The 20,658-nt window shown below is 44.7% G+C and carries 8 protein-coding genes; all 8 read right to left on the bottom strand.

The annotated features are described in order from the left end of the window. Positions 1 to 59 precede the first annotated feature (59 nt). The 8 genes from QUB35_RS34860 to QUB35_RS34825 all read right to left on the bottom strand — a co-directional run bounded on the left by QUB35_RS34860 (position 60) and on the right by QUB35_RS34825 (position 20,554). The gene (locus tag QUB35_RS34860; protein WP_333146976.1) at positions 60 to 1,139 is read right to left on the bottom strand and encodes a 2-isopropylmalate synthase; all 1,080 of its coding nucleotides are present in this window, start codon (positions 1,137 to 1,139) and stop codon (positions 60 to 62) included. A 58-nt stretch (positions 1,140 to 1,197) separates the two neighbouring features. After that, positions 1,198 to 1,785 (bottom strand): hypothetical protein, encoded by a 588-nt coding sequence (locus QUB35_RS34855; protein WP_333146974.1) that lies wholly within the window; start codon positions 1,783 to 1,785, stop codon positions 1,198 to 1,200. A 32-nt stretch (positions 1,786 to 1,817) separates the two neighbouring features. Next, positions 1,818 to 2,516 carry an MFS transporter gene (locus tag QUB35_RS34850; protein WP_333146972.1) on the bottom strand — a complete coding sequence of 233 codons (699 nt, stop codon included), beginning with the start codon at positions 2,514 to 2,516 and terminating at the stop codon, positions 1,818 to 1,820. Positions 2,517 to 2,664: 148 nt separating this feature from the next. Beyond that, on the bottom strand, positions 2,665 to 3,828 hold the full coding sequence (locus QUB35_RS34845) for a NarL family transcriptional regulator (protein WP_333146970.1): 1,164 nt from the start codon (positions 3,826 to 3,828) through the stop codon (positions 2,665 to 2,667). 352 nt (positions 3,829 to 4,180) lie between these two features. After that, the gene (locus tag QUB35_RS34840) at positions 4,181 to 9,157 is read right to left on the bottom strand and encodes an amino acid adenylation domain-containing protein (RefSeq protein ID WP_333146968.1); all 4,977 of its coding nucleotides are present in this window, start codon (positions 9,155 to 9,157) and stop codon (positions 4,181 to 4,183) included. Further along, entirely contained in the window at positions 9,157 to 15,630 is a 6,474-nt protein-coding gene (locus tag QUB35_RS34835; RefSeq protein WP_333146966.1) for an amino acid adenylation domain-containing protein, read from the bottom strand. Before QUB35_RS34835 ends, QUB35_RS34840 begins: the two co-directional genes overlap by 1 nt. Positions 15,631 to 15,906: 276 nt before the next feature. Further along, positions 15,907 to 19,092, bottom strand: a complete 3,186-nt coding sequence (locus QUB35_RS34830; protein ID WP_333146964.1) for a TIM-barrel domain-containing protein — start codon at positions 19,090 to 19,092, stop codon at positions 15,907 to 15,909. Positions 19,093 to 20,386: 1,294 nt separating this feature from the next. Next, entirely contained in the window at positions 20,387 to 20,554 is a 168-nt protein-coding gene (locus tag QUB35_RS34825; protein ID WP_333146962.1) for a hypothetical protein, read from the bottom strand. Positions 20,555 to 20,658 lie beyond the last annotated feature (104 nt).

Genomic DNA, 20,658 nt, shown 5'->3' with positions numbered 1-20,658 from the left:
ACGGATATGGGTTGATTTACATTCTGGGCATTGCATAAATTATTCCTCCTATTCATACTCTAACTCAGCAACGCCAGCGGTTTATTGAGTTGCTTCTCAAACAGGTACTGAAAATTGCTAGAACCACTGCATTTGCCAAACCAAATTTCTGGCGCGGCGTGAGGAAAAATATGGTAGCTATCTGGGTCGCGTAAGAAGCCGTTAACGTGAATACCGCTTTCGTGACGAAGGGCAGCTTGGGAGTAAGGGGAAGCAGGACGAACTCCTAGTGAATCGAGGTAGTCTGTGACTTGGGAGAGGGCTTCATAATTAATGCCCTCTACTTCTATCCCAAAGCGCAATCTAAGTCCATTTAAGACTTGCTCTAGTGGGATATTACCCGCCCGTTCGCCAATGCCTCGGAATGTGCCTGAAATCATTGAAGCTCCCGCGATGACAGCTTGGAGGGTATTTTCGAGAGCCATGCCTAAGTCATTGTGAAAATGCACTCCTAAAACTGCATTGTTGACCAATTCTAGAAGGTCGCGAACCCATACATAAGTTTTCTCTGGAGTGAGGATGCCCATTGTGTCGCAGAGGACAAAGTGTTCGATGTAGGGTTGAAATTCGCGAATGCACTGAACTAAAAAGTTAAAATCAGCCCGGCTGGCATCTTCGGCAGCAAACTCTACTTTTAAACCGACTTCTGCACTCGTAGCATAGCGCAGATTTTCCAAAACTTTATTAATCATGTTCTGACGGACGCGGCAGACAAGAGCTTTAGGGAGATTGTCATCCTCTGTTTTCTCTGGTAGCGCTGTTAAATTGCGGACTTCTGCATCTCTTGAAAGTAAAAGACGATCTGAAACGGCATAGAAGAGGATTATTCGTTCTACTCCGCAGGCAATAGCCTGGTCGATAAATTGTTTGCCTACCATTGTGGCAGCCATCATAATGCTCCTATTACCTTCTGCCACTAATGTTTTTAGTAAATGTTCTTCGGTTTCGTGAACGGCTGGCATTATGTCTATTTGATGAACTCCGGTTTGGCTGATGAGTTTGGCTAAAGTTTTTTTAGTTTCATAAGGAAAGAAAAGCCCAGCTTGTTGTTCACCATCTCGGAGGGTTTCGTCAGACACGATTAAGGGAAGTGTTGGCATAAGATATCTCCCAAAGAATAGGGTTTTTACTGTTCTCAATTCAGCTTTTTAAGCCGCGCTAAATAGCATCGGACAGTTCAGATTCCATAAACCGCAAGCGCGGATATCGGTAAACTGCAACTGTCACCCCTATAGCTATAATTTCCATCGTAATAAATAGCAGGCCAATACCGCGGCCCGGCCCCACGCCAATGATTTGACCGATACTTCCAGCTAATAAACCATCAGTCGCCATTAGAGGTTCAAAGATTCGTTCGGCTAGAGGGCCAGCCACAACATAGGCGAGCGGGATGCACGAGAAACAAATCATATTAATTGTGGCAAAGACTCGGCCTTGAATATCGGGAGCCACTTTTCGGAGCAAGATGGCATCGCACCAGCCATTGATGAAAGGCAAGCTGAAGAAAAACAAGAAGAAAGCCAGAGCAAAAAGGGCGATATCGGCGCGTAATCCCAATGCTAAAATGCACAGTTGACTGAGAAAGGCAAAACCAAATACGCCACGAATTAAAGTTCTGGGACCTCCCCAAATACTCATAACTACACTACCCAGCAGCATCCCCGCACCGCCGATGGATTGAATAGTTCCGAGAACGGTGACAGAAGTAAAGGAAAGTACCAATGGCGTGAATAAAACTTCAATCATTCCTAGAACAAAGTTATTGAGGGCGAATATAATTAGTAGCTAAAAAGTCCGGGGCGAACAAAAATATAAGTACAGCCTTCCACTGCCTCGCGCCAGAGAGACGCTTTTCCATCAACGGGAACAGCAGCAGTTTTAGCGTCAGGAAAGCGAACGAACAATAGGGTGGTGAGGGCAAACAGGAAGGTGGCAAAGTCAATTAAAATGACACCTTCAAGTTGAACGATTCCCAGCAAGAATCCTGCTAGCAGCGGTGAAATTAGCTGGGCGCACGCTTCTCCTGATTGAACCATACCGCTAGCACGCGGCAAGTGTTCCTTCGGTACTAATAAAGAGGTCGAAGCAGTGTAAGCTGGCAACTGAAACGCTTTGCAGACAGAACTGAGGCTGACGGCGAGGTAGATGTGCCAAATTTCAAGGTTTCCGGTAGCGAGTAATAGAGCCATCGCCACCGTAGTTATCCCGGCGCCGGAATCTGACAGAATCATGCACCAGCGTCGGTTCCATCGGTCAACTAAGGCACCCGCTACCGGGGAAATCAGGATACTCGGCAGCATAGCCGATAGCAAAATCAGAGAGAATTGGGTCACTGAACCTGTACGCTGATACACCCACACTCCCAGAGCAAAGCTCGTCAGACTCGATCCGATCAGGGATATCAGTTGTCCGAACCAGACTATCAGAAAAACACCTATTTCATCCTTAATGATTCGGAGATTCTTAAGACTACGCATAATTGCTAAAACTAATCCTACAGTAGCTTCGAGGTGGTTAAAACAAGAAGAAAAAGCCCCAATAGAACGCACCCTATTGCAAGGAGTGCAAAAGCTAGAACTATTGGGATACATAAGCTATAGCTTCATTACCCCTCCCTGCCGGAGTTTAGCAATCTTCTTCCAGAGGGTCAGAAAATCCGTATTCTTCAAGTTTACCCTCGCGTCGCACATCACAAGTCACACAATGGAATGAGCCACCGAAGGTGTAAACGTGGCGAAAATCAACGGGAATCACTTTGAAGCCTAAATCCTTTAAAAGTTTCTGCATCGGTTCTTCCTGCTTTTCCACAACAACTGTTTCGGGATCTAAGCTTAAAATATTCATGCACACCCAACTACTGCACATATACATAGGCCAATTGTCAGGAAGGGTAGATGGAGCCGCCTTGACTAAATCCCACCCTGCTTTTTTGAAAAGCTCTTTTTCTATGCAAGGTCTGGCAGGATTAATTAAGGCTAATCCGGGGCGGAGAGGGACAAGGGAAGCATCAATGTGCATGGGATTGAAGTCGGGGAAATTGACCACATGAACCCGGAATGTGTCGCCTAGATGCCGTTTGAGCCAGGTAATCCCTATGTTGTTAGTAACGTGGCTGCGTTGAACAAATAAATCTCGTCCAAAACGGACAATATCAGCCGCATCGAAACTAGGTTCAGTATCTCGGATAACAAAGTGTCCTTGTTCTGTGAGAGTGTAACGTTCTTCGACAGGTTTTTGGGCAAATTCAAAATCATAGAATTCGTCCGACATAGAAGGTTTTGGAGCCGTTGTCCACTTAGCCCCCTGTCGGAAATATTCGAGTATTAAAGAACGGTAAGCGCGATATTCAAAAAAGCGCGATCGCCACGCCATTGGTGCTTCAATAATTTCATTGCCAACTACGATGAGAACATCGCGGGGCATAGCAGCATAGAAACCGGAAGCTTCAAAATCTAGAGTTTTATAGGTCTGGGAAAAGTCGATCAGATCGGGACGGCGAACGGTGACACCAAAAGCTTCTAAAATATGGCAAAACTCGTTTAATTCTTTAGCAGCTATTTCTACAAGTTCTTGAGGGAAGGGTTGACCCGCATACTTTTGAAAAAAACCCAAGTTGTTGGGGTAAGAGTTGGTTAGGAGTGCTGGCTCCAAGTGGGGAACGGCTGCGCCCTCAACGTGACCGACAATGACTTCTTTGAGAGGGTCCCATTCGTTGTAGCTGTTAACAACTGGAAGTGGCTGATTAGAGAATAGACTTGCGTTGAGTTTCAGTTGCGATAAGTTTTCCATTTTTTGACCTTTAGACCTTTATAAAAATGACATTCTTTACATTCCACATCGCCACCGTAGTGACCCCCGCATCGGAGTCAGACAGAATCATGCACCAGAGTCGGTTCCCACGGTCAACCAATGCCTTTGCTATTGGAGGAGGCCGGATATTCGGTAGCATGGCAAATAGCAAAATCAGAGAGAATTCAGTGACTAAACTTGTACGTTTGTCAACCCAAACTCCCAATGCAAAGCTCGTTAGACCCGACCCAATCAAGGATATTAGTTGTTCAAACCAGACTACAAGAAAAACACCCATTCCACCTGTAAAGGGTCGGAAATTCTTAAGACTACGCATAATCGCTAATTCGTGCTAGGCAGACGGTTGGTTCGACTCGATTTGCAACACATAGCCTTCACAATGTAAGTCGGCTGCCTGAAAACCTAACCGTTCTAAACCTTGATAGTGCTGCACGCAAGTTTCCAGATTTGGCAATCCTACAGTGGGCTTGATATTGTCAAAACGGGAAGAGAGGAGACTGGACATAACGCACCCCATAATGTTCAGGGGATTGGTAGGCTTGAACTCGTCTGACAATGAATCTTCATCCATGTTTTTCTTCATTGATTCGGGTAGGTAGATGACCGTTTCTATCGGGTCAGGTGCGTGAAGTGCTCCACCTTCGGTAAAGAGAATATCTTTGTGTTTCTCAAAGCGCTTAATCGCCTGTTCAGGGGAAAAACAGTGTGGGCCAGAATCATCAACAATTAAAGTACCCGGTTTCAGCCGATCGATGTCGAGAATGTCTGGGACGTTGGTAGCCCCAATGATTAAGGTAGCGTCATAGATTTCCGATGGCAGTTCAGATGAAGACGAAGAGATTGCTATTTGGACGGAACCTCGAAATCCTAAATCATCGCTCAGTTCGCGTTGAAGATTTTGGAGGGATTCCTGTTTACTGTAAATATCGCACAGGATAATCGACTTAGGATGCGGCAAGCATTTTAACATTAGGCGCAGGCTATTAATTCCAATCGAACCTAAACCGATGAAAGCTACTTTTTCTTGTTCTAAAGAACGCTGACTAACCTCTAAAATTTTCTTAATGGTCAGAACAACAGTAGAGCAGGTTGTAGCGTGTCCTGTAGTGATTTTCGGTAAGTCGTTACGCCCCTCAATAGCTTTGGTAATGGCACGACCGTAATCAGTAGCCGAGGGAATTAAACCTGTTAAGGAAACGGTTTTAGCACCGAGTCGTCCTGCCATTTCTAACGCTTCAATAACTAACTGCACGAGTTTGTGTTGGTCGTTGTATAGTTCATCCTCAAATATAGGAAGAGTTAAGCCTGCTATTCTACCCCATTTAGTCTCCATAACAGCATCCCATATTGGCAGGTTATCAAACCAATTTAGAAGAATTTGAGGGCGACTCAAACTGCTTTCTTGCATTAGGGGAAGAGGAATATAACCTAAAGCGGCTGAATCAACAGGTGCTAGTTTTCCTACAGCAAACAAAGAGAGTAAAGAGCGCTGTTCTAGTTGAAAAAATCGAGATTTTTCTGTGGTGGCTGCTAGAGATTGTGTCACTGGTTTCTCAACTTTTGCTATAGGTACTTCTGCATTAAAAGATGGTATTTGGCTGGGCAATTGCTCAATTGCTACGGCTAACTGAGCTATAGTGGGATGTTCAAACAGAAGCTTGACTGAAACCTTAATGTTCATTTCTGCTGAAAGCTTAGATACCAATGAAACAGCTTGAAGTGAATGTCCTCCCAGTTCAAAGAAATTATCATTAATCCCGATTCTTTTTAATCTCAAAATTTCTGCCCAGATATCAGCTAGCTTGGCTTCAGTCGGGGTGCGAGGGGCAACAAATTTGTCTTCTTGCTCGGTGTGGAAACTATCTGGTGCAGGTAGAGCGCGATGGTCTATTTTACCGTTGGGTGTTAGTGGTAGTGCTTTCATTAACACAAAAGCACTCGGTATCATATAGCTGGGCAGTTTTTGTTTCAAGTAATCGCGTAGGTTGCGAGTCATAGTACGCTGCAAAGTTTTCCACCAGTCTTGAGATTCCAACTGGTAGGATATACTCTGCTCAACTTGAGTCTGTTCGTTCGGTGTGAGATGAAAGCCAACCCCAGCTTTTGGCGGATGAGACCAAGCCACTGTTCCAGAAAGCCACTGAGGAGCTTTCTCTCCAGGTAGTTGTAAGTGCAAGTGGCAGGATTTATCTGGGTTGATAGCTGGTACGCCTACCACAGCAACGCTGCCTGTGGAGATATCCTCTGTATGGCATTTGATAGCATTACTATCTAGTTCTAGCTGACATTCACTGTGATAAGGAATGCGATCTGGGATGAGGTTACAAGTAATATAACCTACGATTTTCTTATCGCCAGGATTGTCTTCTCGACAAATAACTACCCCTTCTATAACATCAGGATGTTGGGCTAATGCTGCTTCAATCTCGCCGAGTTCGATGCGGAAGCCGCGAATTTTTACTTGGTTATCTATTCTGCCAAGGTATTCAATATTGCCATCGCTCAAGTAACGAACCTGATCTCCAGTTTTGTAGAGGCGAGAGCGCTTCGCACACGCTTTGCGAACGGTGGAGCAGTCACTAAAGGGATTGGGAATAAATCGCTCATTGGTCAACTCAGGACGGTTGAGGTATCCTCGTGCCAAACCAGCACCACCAATGTGCAACTCACCCGGAACGCCAATGGGTACAGGCTGTCCGTTCTGATCTAAGATGTAGGTACAGTCATTAGCAATCGGTCTTCCTATTGGCAACTCCCTTAATGTGGCATCGGCTGGCGATAACTCACGTAGTGTCGCTCCTATAGTGGTTTCTGTTGGGCCATAAACATTTATAAGACGCACTTGCTGTCCCACATACTCAATCCAAGCTTTCAATCGTTCCGGCAGTGCTTTTTCTCCACCTATACTGATTAAGCGCAATGATGGGGGAAAGGCAAAAGTTTTTTGGCTTAATATTGCTGTGAGTTCGTGCCAATAAGCTGTTGGTAGTGCCAGGATGGTTAAGTTCCAATTAGAGCAATCTTGCAGAAATCTCTCAATTGAGTCGAGCATGGAATCGGTACGCAAGACCAGCGTTGCACCCGTAGTCAGGCTGGTATAGATTTCTTCGGCACTAGCATCAAAACTAATTGAGGAGAATTGGAGAATGCGATCGCTATTGTCTATCCCATATTCACCGATCGCAGCCATTGTGTAGTTGACTAGCGACCTGTGTTCAATTAAAACGCCTTTGGGTTTTCCAGTAGACCCTGATGTGTAGATAACGTAAGCTAGGTTTTCTGGTTTCACTGGGATGGAAGGGTTTTCCTGGCTTTCAACAGCAATTTCTCCCCAGTTCGAGTCCAAGCAGACAACACGGGCTGAGTGTGTAGGAAGTTTCTCGACCAGCTTCTGTTGGGTCAGTAGCACTGGTACTGAAGAATCTTCTAGCATGAAAGCCAAGCGCTCGGAGGGATAATTTGGGTCGAGTGGGACATAAGCACCACCGGCTTTGAGAATACCTAAGAGTCCTACTACCATCTCCAGGGAACGTTCGACGCAGATAGCCACCAGTGTTTCTGGTTTTACCCCCAATGCTTGTAATTGGTGTGCTAATTGGTTAGCCTTGGTGTTTAGTTCTCGATAGGTTAGTTGCTGATCCTTAAAGATTACTGCTATGGCATCTGGCGTTTGTTCTACTTGTGCTTCAAATAATTGATGAATACAGAGATTCTGAGGATAGTCTTGTTGGGATTGATTCCACTCCACTAATAATTTGTGTTTCTCAATCACCGTCAAAATAGGTAAATCCGATAGCTTTTGTTCTGGATTCGCTACAATACCAGCGAACAACGTTTGCAAATGCTCTATCATTCTGGCAATGGTCGTGGCATCAAAAAGGTCTGTACTATATTCAAATCCCCCTGTTAAACCTTGCTCGGTTTTCAGCAACGATAAGCTTAAATCAAATTTAGCTGTATGATTGGTTTCAGGACTAGATATGTTAATTCTTAAATCTTTGAGGTTGATAGCAGAAGTAGTCTCATTTTCTAAGGAAAAATCTATTTGAAATAAAGGTGAGTAGCTTAAATTACGCTCTGGGTGTAATGCTTCGACTAACTTATCAAATGGTAATTCTTGATGATCGTAAGCTTCTAAGACAACTTTTTTAACTTGTTGTAATAACTCCAGAAAGGTAGGATTATTTGATAAATCTGTGCGTAACACTAAAGTATTCACAAAAAATCCGATCATTCCTTGAGTTGGAAGGTTTTGGCGGTTCGCAGATGGAGAGCCAACAACAATATCGGGTTGATTAGTGTAGCGGTAGAGCAATACTTTAAATGCAGCCAGGAGTAATGTAAAGAGTGTAACTCCCTGCTGCTGACTCAAATTTACGAGGGCTTCACTAATCTCTGGCTCAATCGTAAAAAATTGGGTTTCTCCGCGAAAGGATTGTACCGCTGGTCGGGGATGATCTGTTTGTAATTCCAACAATGCTGGCATTCCCGTTAGTTTTTGTTGCCAGTAAGCAAGTTGAGACTCTAAAACTTCTCCCTGTAACCACTGCTTCTGCCACACAGCAAAATCTACATACTGAAGATTAATTTCAGGTAAATGGGGTTTATTTTGTTCAACCAAAGCCGAGTAAATTGTCGTAAATTCCTGAAGCAAAATATTGACAGACCAACCATCAAAGATAATGTGGTGAATTGTTAGCAGTAAAACATTTTCTGTTGGGGTAAGCTGAACTAATTCTGCCCTAATTAAAGAATCTTCAGCCAGATTAAATACATGGCTAATTGCAAGAGAAGCTAATTTATGATACTCTAAATTCCGTTGACTCGCTGACAAAGAACGCAAATCAACAACTGGTAAAGTAAAATCTCTCGTTGCATTTATGATTTGAGCAGGTTTTCCATCAACGGTAATAAAGTTAGTGCGTAAGATTTCATGACGGGCGATCAATAATTGCAAGCTCGACTCCAAAGCAGTAATATCAAGTTGACCGCTAAAATGCAAGTTCAGAGGAATGTTATAGAAGGGGATGTTAGGCTGTAGTTCGTAGAGGAACCAAAGTCCCTCTTGAGTAAAAGAAAGAGGAAAGATATTGTTTTCTGTTTTGGATATCGGAGCGATCGCTGTGGTATTGGTTTGAAGATTAGCTTGTTGCAGAAACGAGATAATCTCAGCTTTGCGATCGCTAATTTCTGACTTGATAGCAGGGGTAAGAATCCCTTCAGTAGCCTTGCAACGAAGGCGTTCTCCTTCCAAAAACAGGTTAATATCTAACTTGCGTAAATGATTAATAAATTCAATGGTATTCATTAAAATTCTACCTCCTCTAAATTATTGGTGCTAGTGTTAACATTTTGGTTTACCCAAGAAATTGCTTCAATGTAGCTTGAAAAACCTGCTACAGTTGGAGCTTCAAACAACTTAGATAAGGGCAGATTTAACCCCAAATGGGAACTGAGTTTTGAGAGCAGTTGAGTTGCCAGTAAGGAATGCCCACCTAATTCAAAAAAGTTGTCATTGACGCTGAGTTGCTCGACTCCCAAAACCTCAGTCCAGATAGATGCTACTAATTCTTCTGTAGGAGTCCGAGGAGCTACAAAATCTCCTTTGTGAATTAAACTATTGAGGTCTGGTGCTGGTAATAATTTGCGGTCTACTTTGCCATTGGGGGTCAGTGGCAAAGACTCCAAAATTACAAAAGCACTAGGCACCATATAGTCTGGTAGTCGCTCTTTCAGAAAATGGCGCAGTTCACTAAAAGTGAGGGCTGGTTCCTGAAGAGGGACAATATAAGCCACTAAGCTCTTTTGACCCGGAATGTCTTCTCGAAGCGTAACAGCGACTTGGAGCAAGTTTGGATGTTGGCTGAGTGCTGCTTCGATTTCTCCGAGTTCGATACGAAAACCGCGCACCTTTACTTGGTCATCTATCCGACCTAGGTATTCGATATTGCCATCGGGCAGATAGCGAGCCAAATCTCCAGTTTTGTACAGGCGAGAAGTGGGCAAATCAGTAAAGGGATTGGGAATGAACCGCTCATCGGTCAAATCGGGACGGTTGAGGTATCCCCGTGCTAAACCAGCGCCACCGATGTGCAACTCGCCAGGAATACCAATGGGTACAGGCTGTCTGTTCCCATCTAAGATGTAGGTCTGGACATTACCAAGGGGACGACCGATCGGCAACTCCTTCAATTTGGTGTCCGCTACCGATAAGTCGCATATCGTGGCTCCCACAGTAGCTTCTGTAGGGCCGTAATTATTCACCAGACGAACTCGCTCTCCCACACATTCAAGCCAAGTTTTCAGTCGATCGGGCAGTGCTTTTTCTCCGCCAATGATTACCAAGCGTAATGATGGGGGTAATGCTAGCGTTTCTTGACTCAAGAAAGCGGTCAGTTCGTACCAGTAGGCTGTCGGCAAAGCCATTACAGTGATTTCCCAATTCTTGCACTTTTGCAAAAATCCCTCAATGGAGTCCAGCATGGAATCAGTACGCAAGACAAGCGTGGCACCAGAAGTCAGGCTGGTATAGATTTCTTCGGCACTAACATCAAAACTAATTGAGGAGAATTGTAAAATGCGATCGCACTTCTGTATTCTATATTCAGCACTCGCAACCGTTGTGTAATTGACTAGCGATTCATGGTGGATTAAAACCCCTTTGGGTTTTCCTGTAGACCCTGATGTGTAGATAACATAAGCCAAGTTTTTGGGCTTCAGTGGGATGGAAGGGTTTTCTTTGCTGTTCACAGCAATTTTTTCCCACTCAGAGTCCAAGCAGATAACACACGCAGAGTGTTGGGGAAGTTTTTCGACTAGCCTCTCTTGAGTGAGCAGCACTGGAACCGACGAATCTTCTAGCATGAAAGCCAAGCGCTCAGACGGATAGTTCGGGTCTAGCGGAACGTAAGCACCGCCAGCTTTGAGGATGCCCAACAAACCGATTATCATTTCCAGAGAACGCTCTACACAAATCCCTACCAGCACTTCTGGCCCCACGCCCAGCGAGCGCAGATAATTTGCCAGTTGATTGGCTTTGGCATTCAACTCTCGATAGGTGAGTTGTTTTTCTTCAAACACCACTGCTACGGCATCGGGTGTCCGTTCCACCTGTTCTTCAAACAACTGATGGATGCACTTCTCTTGGGGATAGTCTTTAGCGGTGTTGTTCCACTCTACTAATAGCTGCTGTCGCTCTCCTGGTGTCAGTAGAGGCAATTCTGAAATCGCCTGTTTGGAATTGGCGACGATTCCTTCCAACAAGGTCTGGAAATGTGCCGCCATCCGAACGATGGTAGTCTCATCAAACAGATCCGAGTTGTATTCCCATTCTGCTACTAATCCATCAGCCGTATTCTCCATTGATAGGCTCAAATCAAACTTGGCTGTGACGATTTCCACGGAATACGAGCTTACCGCTAAATCAAGCAGTTCCATAGAAGGTACTCCTGCGTCATCAAGAGCAAACATCACCTGGAATAGAGGCGTGTAGCTTAAATTGCGTGTTGGTTGCAATGCTTCTACCAACTGCTCGAATGGCAGGTCTTGATGCGTGTAACCTTGCAGTGCCACTTCCCGAACTCGATCGAGTAACTGCTCAAAACTGGGATTGCCGCCGAGGTCGGTACGCAGCACTAAAGTATTGACAAAAAAGCCGATTAGCCCTTCAAGTTCCCGTCGGTTGCGACCAGCTACAGGTGTCCCTACTACGATGTCATCTTGCCCTGAGTATCGGTAGAGAAATGTCTGAAACGCTGCAAAAAGCGTCATAAACAGAGTGACTCCCGCTCGCTTACCCAGAATGGCAAGTTCCGCGCTCAATTCTTTGGAAAAGGCTGCATAGTAATATCCTCCCCGGAAGGTTTGAACAGCAGGTCGTGCTCGGTCTGTGGGCAATTCTAATAAATTTGGAGCGTTCTTGAGTTGTTCCTTCCAGTAGTGAATTTGGGTTTCTAGTATTTCTCCAGTTAGCCACTGTCGTTGCCAAACCGCAAAGTCGGCATATTGTACTGGTAACTCTGGTAAAACTGGAGGCTTTCCTGTACAGAAAGCTTGGTAAAGTTCTGTTAGTTCTCGCACGAATACGCCCAGCGACCAACCATCAGAAATAATGTGGTGCATGGTGAGCAGCAAAAGGTACTCTGTTTCACCTAGCTGTAGTACAATACCTCGGAGTAAAGGCTCTTGCTCCAGGTTAAAAGGTCGATTCGCTTCAACCGTAGCTAATCGTTTCGCTTCAATTTCTCGTTGGCTCTCAGAGATGTGCAACAAGTTCACAACTGGTAGTTGAAAACTAATAGTTGAGGCGATAACTTGAACAAATTGACCTTCTACTATTGCAAAGTTGGTACGTAAGGCTTCATGGCGCCGGATAATTTCATTGATGCTGCTCTGTAGCGCCGCTATATTGAGCTGACCGAAAAGACGTAACGCAAGCGGGATGTTGTAAAATGCACTGTCTGGCTGTAATTGATCGAGGAACCACAACCTTGCTTGAGCAAAAGAGAGTGGAATGTCCCCTGACCGGGGAATTGGCACAAGAGGCAGAGCTTGTACCGATTGTCCTTTGGCGAGCGAATTCTCAACCCGCGCAGCGAATTCGGCAATCGTGGGGGCTTCAAACAAACTCCGCAGCGGTAATTCAACAGCCAAGGTATCCCGCACCCTAGAAGTCACTTGAGTGGCTAATAAGGAATGTCCACCCAATTCAAAGAAATTGTCGCGAATGCCCACAGAGCCAATTGAAAGGATGTTTTCCCAGATATTGGCTAATATTTCCTCAATTGGAGTGAGAGGGGCAACAAAAGACTCTTCCAGTTCGTTCCGCTGTTCAGGGGCGGGTAGGACCCGACGGTCTACTTTGCCATTGGGAGTCAGGGGTAGTGCTTCCAGCATAACAAAAGCACTGGGCACCATATAATCAGGCAGTTGCTGTTTGAGAAAGTGCCGCAGGTCAGGAATGGCCGGTTCAGGTATGTTATGCGGAACAATATAAGCGACTAATTGCTTATTACCTGCAACGAAATCTCTGGCGATAACCACAGTTTCTCTGACACCGGGATGCTGTCTCAAGAGCGCTTCAATTTCGCCTAATTCGATGCGGAAGCCGCGCATTTTCACCTGGTTGTCAATGCGACCGATGTATTCGATGTTGCCGTCTGGAAGGTAACGGGCTAAGTCACCGGTTTTGTAGAGGCGCGAACCCGGTTCATTGCTCAAGGGGTTGGGAATAAATTTCTCATCAGTCAACTCGGGACGGTTGAGATAACCTTTTGCGAGTCCTACACCCGCAATGTGGAGTTCTCCAGGAACACCGATGGGAACGGGTTGGTTGTGAGGGTCGAGAATATAGATTTGGGTGTTGGCAATGGGACGCCCAATGGGCGGTTTTCGACTGCCGTCACTGCAAAGGGCAACGGTGGCGCAGACGGTGGCTTCTGTTGGCCCATAAGCATTGAAAAACTGACGACCTGGTGCCCAACGTGCTACGAGGTCGGCGCTACAGGCTTCTCCTGCTACAATAATTGTCTGCAATGCTGGAAACTCTTCGGGAGGTAGTACCGCCAAAACTGATGGGGGTAGGGTAATAGTGGTGATGGCCTCCTCGCCCAGCAGCCCAGTCAAAGCAGGCCCCGGCATTAAAGACTCTCGCAAAGCCAATACCAGTGTTGCTCCCGATATCAAAGCCATGACAATTTCCGAAACCGAGGCATCAAAGCTAAACGAGGCAAACTGAAGAATTCGACTCTCTGAGTGTATGTTGAATAGCTTGCTTTGTGCTTTGGCTAAATTGCACAGCCCAGAGTGTGCTAATAACACGCCTTTAGGTTTTCCTGTAGAGCCTGAAGTGTAGATAACGTAGGCTAGGTTATCCGGCGTTACTGTGCTATTGGCGTTCTCTGAACTGTGGAAAGCAATTTTTTCTATGTCCCCATCCACACAGACAACACGCGCTGAGGAAGGAGGAAGCAATTCAACCAGTTGCGTCTGGGTAAGCAACACAGACACCGAAGAGTCTTCTAGCATGAAGCATAAGCGTTCTTGTGGATAATTGGGGTCGAGTGGCACATAAGCACCGCCAGCTTTGAGGATGCTCAATAAACCAATTACCATTTCCAGAGAACGCTCTACACAAATACCCACTAGCACTTCTGGCCCTACTCCTAGCGATTGCAGATAGTGCGCCAACTGATTCGCTTTTGCATTCAATTCGCGATAGGTAAGCTGTTCTCCTTCAAAAACCACTGCTACAGCGTCTGGTGAATGCTCAACTTGCTCCTCAAACAACTGATGGATGCACTTATCTTGGGGATACTCAGCCCAAGTATTATTCCACTCGACGTGGATCTGGTGGCGCTCGTTTGGTGTCAGCAAGGGTAATTCTGAAATTTTCTGCTTGGGATTGGCGACGATTCCTTCGAGTAAAGTCTGGTAATGTTCCGCCATTCGAGCGATAGTTGCCCCATCAAACAGATCCGTGTTGTATTGCCAGCCAGCCTGGAGAACTTCTCCCATTTCCATCATCATCACATCCAGGTCAAAACTTGCCCCCCGTTGATGGCCGAGTGGATATGGCTCCATCTTCAAGCCTAGCCCTTTTCCTGGCTCGCACCAACGTTGCTTTTGCCAAGTGAAGCTGATTTGAAACAGTGGAGAACGACTGGGGTCTCGCTGAGGCTGAAGTTGCTCTACTAAAAGTGGAAATGGATAATCCTGATGCTTTTGGGCTGCTTTGACTTGAGTGCTGACCTGATCTAAAAAATTTTGGAAGGTCAGGTTTCCCGAAATAGAAGCCCGCAAAACAGCAGGGTTGACGAAATAACCGACAACTCCTCTAAACTCTCGACCGGATCTTCCCAGCATCGGACTTCCCACCAGGATATCTTCTTGATTTGTGTAGCGGTAAAGCAACACAAAAAAAGCCGCCAGCATCAGCTTGTAAAGAGTTGTACCTGTCGCTCTAGCTACCTCTCCCAGTCCCTTAATTAATTTTTCATGTAGTTGAAAAATATGCGTTTTTCCCCGAAAGCTCTGTATCGGCGGTCTGGGTCTGTCTGTTGGCAAATTCAGGATTGGCAAATCACCCGCTAGTTGCTTTTGCCAGTATTCCCAATGTTTTTCTGCCTTTGGACTCGATAGCATTTCGGACTGCCAATGTACAAAGTCGGTATAGGACAGATTTTTAAGGAGAGAATCTTCTATTTGCTGAGGGCTGACTTGTTCCGTTTCGGCTGCATACCAGAGTTGCAGTTCAGTAAAGAGTAAATCATAAGACCACGAATCGCTGGCAATGTGGTGCATTGTCAGCAACAGAATATGTTCTTGGGGCGATAGAGTAAATATATTCAGCCGCCAAGGTAGTTCTTTTTCAAGATTAAAGGGACGGTCAGTTTCTAATAATATTTGTTTTTTTAAGTAGTCTTCGCTCCAATTTAAAGCATCTGTTATTTGGATAGAAAGTTCTAACTGTTCCTGAATATTTTGAAATGGTTTTCCTTCGTAGGTGGTATAAGTAGTTCGGAGAATCGGATGACGATTGACAATCTTTTGCCACGCCCGTTGCAAAGCTGTAACATCTATGGATGAGCGAATTACCGCTGTATCGAAAATGTTGTAAGCAAAGCTTTCGGGAGCCATCTGGTAGAGAAACCATAAAGCTTGCTGACCCAGCGAGAGCGGATGAAAGGATGCCCGTGTCTCTGGCGTCATGGGAGTGATTTTATCCTTCAAAATAGGTATATTTTGTTCCGAAGATATTTCTGGGGTTGTAGATGAAGTCATAAATATTTGTGTTTTCGGATGTTTTTACTTCGGACTAGAGTATTTAGTGTCCGAGCTTTTAGACAAAGCTCGGACTAAATCCGTGAGATCAAAATCGCCAACGCAGGGAAACTAGCGGCGTTTTGGGGAGGATTGAGTTATTCCACTTATTCCTGCCAAGGCAGGAGGTAGGTCAAACTTTGAAATTCCGGGGTCGGTCTACTCGAAAAATTAATTTACTTGATAATGCCAAAAGAGACTTATCTTCCCTATCCTTTCTCTTGGCTAATTTTTCCATTAGACATACTCTGCCGTAATTGTGAACCTTGAATTGTTGTCAAACACCTTAAGGAAACTAATATTGATTTTCTCGTTGTAATACCGGGCATTCTTGGGAGAATTCTTCAGTTGGTTAGCCCGGTTTTCAGGAGTATCACCTGTAATCAAAGGAATCTCTTCCTCATTGAGGCTTACCTTCTTCAAGGGAGATGAAGTTCGTTGTTTGGAGTTGGAGTCGCGTTCGGGCAGTTCCGAAGGAGCGTGCAATATGGCAACGAAGAAATATTGCTCGCTCGGAGTGTAGTTGTTATGGATGCGATCGATATTAATCAGGCGTATTTTAGAGTCTAGATAGGAGTGTTGAATTTTGGTTTGGCGATATTTTCCCTCGCCCATCTCGTCGCTTCCGGGCAATTCTTTTATCGATGGTGCGGAAGAACGACTAACCCCATCATCTAAATACATGAAGTAAATCGATCGGACATCAACTCGCATCTGCTCCTCGTCATCAGTCTGATTTGTGTACACACCAGGATAGATATTAATGGTGATGGGGTTTCCATCTGGGTACTTTTCCCGGTTTGCTTGACGTTCACCAACATACTGTTCTACTTCAATGGTAGGAATAATCGCTCCTGCACGCACGTAGATCGGCACGATGAAGTTAATGTGTTTACAGTCAGCACTCAGATGAGCATCGAAGTCGCGGATTGTAGTACCGCCTTCCACTACGTCATCCAATGGCTGCCCGTTATTTTTAAAGCAATACCAGTTGCTATCTGCTGGGAGGTAAATGTCCCGTTTACCGCCACACTTGTTCTGCTCGTCGAGTATGGGAGCCACCAGCAAATCTCGACCGACAAAGAATTGATTGTCTAAAAATTCAACCTTGTCATTGTAAAGTGCTTTATCGCTGGGATCGTTGAGGAACATGGCCCGACAGATTGGCTTTCCATTGAGGCAATTCTCAAACATTGCATCGTAGAACAGTTGAAGCAGTTGATAGCGCAATTCAATGTAGTATTTGCAAACGGGAAGAACCATCTGGTATTGAGCTTGCGGTTCTGGTAGATTGCCACCCCGGTATTGGGTAAACCATTCTACGTACATGAATGGTTCTTGGAACTGTTTCCGTCCTTTCCGCATATAGTGGTTGCGGAACCAAGGCAGGAAAGCACCCGCCGCCGTCCATCGCATGAGCAACTCTGGTCCTGCCCAATGTTGCGAGTCATTTTCAGCCTCAAAGCCACCAATATCCTGACCGCAGATTGACATTCCGCACATCCCCAGCGAGATGACTTGCGATACGTTCATCTTAAGGAAATCCCAACTAGAACTGTTGTCGCCCGTCCATAATGCAGCGAAGCGGTGCATTCCGGTAAAACTACCGCGCCCAACAATAAAATTGCGTTTGTTTTTTCGTTCTTCTAGGGTCTGTGGAAAATTCTCGGCAAGATGGTTCAGTCCGTGATATGTGGCTTTGTGGAGATTGTAAGAGTACAAATTCCATATCTTAATAAATGGGGTCTCCTTGAGAGGCTCGTCCGAGAGAAAATTATCAGTCACGAGCAGCCGGAACGGAAAACTCCGCATATCTCCTCGGGTGGAACGGATAGCTGGTGTCGTCATGTCCTGCCAGACAAACTCTAGACCCATCTCAAACAGATATTTGTATTGTTTCCCCCACCATTCGCGTACTTCCGAGCGTGCTAAATCTGGGTAATGACCAGGTGTACCAAGATCGACACCTTGAGGATTGCCATAGAAAACTTCCCCTATATAAGGCTTCCCGGTATTATAGTTCGGGCTATTGGGTAGGATTGGAACCTCATTATTTTTCTCAAACCCGCCTGAATAATCTTGATAGCACCCGTTTTTTGTTTCCTCTGCCTGATGGCGCTTGTCAAGCACGAAATAGTTATTCGCTAATCCCTCCGCATAAGTTGAGTAATTTGGGTCGCGATTGCTAATGATAGGGGTGATGTTTGTGCTACACTTCACTCCTTTTGACCGCAGATAGGAAAACATTTCTTTGGCATCGCGGAAAACATTATTGGGGGTTTTGGGGAAATTGTCATTAATCGTGAATGTTTGATAATTGTTTTGTACATCCACATCGATATGCAGACCATCGAGTGGAATGCCATAATCCCGATATTTATCAACGACCCATTTCAGCGCTTCCCCATTTTCATACCCATAGCATCCTTGGTGATATCCCAAGGCGTAGCGGGGGCTTAAGCGAGACCGACCTACAATTGAAGTAAAACCGTTTACAACCTCAGCAGAGGTATCGCCTAGAAAGAAGTAATAATCCAGATCGCCGAAGCGAGTTCCCAACATATATCGACTGGAGTTGGCGTAGCCGATATCAACTAAGAGTTGAGCGGGGTTGTCAATATAAATGCCGTAGACGCTATCTTGGCTAGGAACGCCGTTAAATTCCAGGAAGAAAGGGTCGGAGTGGTAAAGTGGTTCGCGATCGTCTAAAGGTCCTATGTTATAGACTTGGCGATAGCGCATATTGTCAAAGTTGAAATAATTGACTTGCTCTGTATTTTTACACAGAGATTTACCGCCCTGTTCTCCAAATCCAATATATTTCGCTGTCGCTGGTTTTTCAATCGCCTGAATAATAGAGTAATCTTCTTTTTCTGCGCCGGTAAAAGTGTAGTAAATTCCGGGAGCGGCTGTTTCCCACACTTTAAAGGCTTCTTGCTTGGCAGGATTATGCTTGTTCGTGTAGTTGAAGACTTCTATCTTGAAGGGAGCGTAAGTAACAACTACCTTCATTGCCTGCTTGGGGGTTCCATATTCCTCATAGTTCGTCACTAACTCGATACCATTTTCCGTCGGTTTTTGCTCGACTGAGAATGGCTCCTGTTTTTTCAAAATAATTCTTAAATCTTCCAGTCTGTCTTGAACAACAGAACGGGTATTATTTTTGGAATAAATTTGAGCATTTTTCAGCGGATTAAAGCGACTTCTGATAATATCTTTTTGAAGAACATGAAGAAGCATAGAGCAAAGTTTTTGGGTTTCTCCAATATTGCCAAAATTGATTGCCAAGGTTTTGCTTTCAGAATCGAAGGATGCAGAAACAGCTCGCTCGATCTTTTCCCAATTTTTGTAATCGGCAAAGTATTCTTCGACTTTAACAAATCTGTAGGAAGTTTTCTTGAAAATAGAAATTGAATCAGACATGATCAGCTCCTGATGGTGAATTGACTAAACAAAAAGACAGGGGTAATATTCATCAAATTGACTATCGAGAAAGCGAATATCTATCTCGAATTAAGAGCAAAACTATGGCGAAGAATGGAAGCCATGGATTTATCCCCGCTCAGAGGGTAGTTTTAGTCGGGTGATATTCGATCGCTAGCCAAATGCAATCCGTATCTGCGTAATATTGATGCCAAGGGTAGGTATATTGAAAACAGTCAACTGCACCCACTGTTCTCCCAATCTTTCAGCACCTTTCAAAAAGTTGGCTCGATACAAATTTTTTTGCCGGACGCTACTATTGCACCCATACGTCCGCTCTTGAATGCCTTGATCACACTAATAATCTGATTTTTTGAGCCCCTACCCCCTATAGATTCAATTTAATCTTTTTGCCAGCCTTACTTATCAGCTTGTTTATTTGTCATCTATCTCTAGACATACTTAAGATAATTCTTTGGATAGATGCTTGTCAAGGGAAATCAATAAAATTTGTGTAAAGGAAACGTCATGGAAAGTAAAAATTCAACATTTCCTGGTTGGGACATGAGTAACGTAGAAAAAGGTTGAGAAGAAATGCCGCAATTTACATTCACTTCGAGAGCAAATAGTTCTTGAGATAATTTATACATCCTTATATCCCTCCGTCCATAGGGGATTTACTGATATAAAAAAGATGGACGCACTATTCTGTAAATTACGAGCTAAACAATAGCCGTAATTTCACGCTCGACGTGCGATCATACACGCTCTGAACAATATGGTAGTAATTAAGTAGAAGTCCCTTTTGTAGCGTTAAGCCCTGATTATAGCTGTATCGTTCAAAAGTTATGAAAGTCTATTAATTCCTTCCACAGCTTTTGAGACGCATCTTATCTCTATAATATTTCCTCTCCCCTGCCTTTGTAAGTCGGAAAAGTCGGATCGTAAAGTCGGAAAAGTCGGATCTTGCATAATCTATCGAGTTCAGGTTAGGTGAAGATCGGCAAAAATAGTTGCACGCTTATATCACAACTTGTCTCTTAGTAACCTGATTTCTTTAATTTCCTAACTTTTCCTTTGGCTAGCGGGACTTAAACAAATTTTCACAGTTAATAGAGTTAAAACCCTTGCTAGACAAGGAAAATACGTCAAAGGGGGTAAAATCACATGAAACCCCTACCTCTCAGAGATGAAGGAAAGCTTTGTTTTGTCTTAAAAGTTCTAAGTCCGACTAGCATGAAAAGCGATGGCCACCTTCCGAGTACAGCGATCGCCATCAATATCCAAAGAATCCTTATCCCTCAACCTCTTTCAAACCATCCTCCAACAACATCCACACTATATCCACTTTCTTGCGCCCCGTCCTAGCTGCCAACATCGACAGCTTGCGGTGCAGAGTTTCGGACATATCCACAGTAAATCTGACCGTGGCTTCTTGATCGGGGGCTTGCAGTTTGCTCATCAGACTAGGCTCCTTTGATGGAATAGGTAGGGCTTGCTGAATAAGTTAGAAAAAATCGCGATCGCGTAGCTAACCGCAGACATCGCACTTGATGGGCAATTCAA

This window comes from Microcoleus sp. B13-B6 (genome assembly GCF_036705405.1).
Lineage (GTDB): Bacteria > Cyanobacteriota > Cyanobacteriia > Cyanobacteriales > Microcoleaceae > Microcoleus.
This window is presented reverse-complemented; position numbering and strand designations above follow the sequence as displayed.